Raw genomic sequence first — 469 nt, 5'->3', positions numbered from 1 at the left:
CGACTTAGTGGTGGCGTCGGTATTGATGGCGATGGGTATGATGATGTTGTCACCAATGATTGTATCTTTGCCGTTCAAGTTAATGCTGTTCGTTCTTGTTGATGGTTGGAACTTGATACTCTCCACACTCGCTGGCAGTTTTGCCTTGTAGCTGGGGGAAATCATGAATCCTGAAATATTCGTAGAGTTGTTCCGAGATGCGCTTTGGATGGTGCTAATCATGGTGTGTGCCATCATTATTCCCAGCTTGCTGATCGGTTTGGTGGTGGCTATCTTCCAAGCAGCGACCTCGATCAACGAACAAACATTGAGTTTCCTGCCGCGTTTGATTGTGACCTTATTGGCCTTGATGCTGTTTGCGCACTGGATGACTCAGATGATGATGGAGTTCTTCTTTGAGCTCATCGAACGTTTACCTCAAGTTCTGTATTAAACCGATATGGAATACCCAACGAGCCTTGTACTAGAG

General features: G+C 45.8%; 1 protein-coding gene and 1 pseudogene. Both read left to right on the top strand.

Annotation, left to right across the window (positions count from 1 at the left end; all coding sequences use genetic code 11):
- Positions 1-151, top strand: a pseudogene (locus BCT81_RS05575) (flagellar biosynthetic protein FliP); the annotation flags it as partial.
- Positions 152-163: 12 nt separating this feature from the next.
- Positions 164-433, top strand: coding sequence for a flagellar biosynthesis protein FliQ (fliQ, locus tag BCT81_RS05570; protein ID WP_004739854.1), 270 nt, complete (start codon positions 164-166; stop codon positions 431-433).
- Positions 434-469: the final 36 nt, after the last annotated feature.

The sequence above is a fragment of the Vibrio sp. 10N.261.52.A1 genome, assembly GCF_002876325.1.
Lineage (GTDB): Bacteria > Pseudomonadota > Gammaproteobacteria > Enterobacterales > Vibrionaceae > Vibrio > Vibrio chagasii.
Note: the sequence above shows the minus strand (reverse complement) of the source record. Positions and strands in the feature narration are given on the sequence as shown.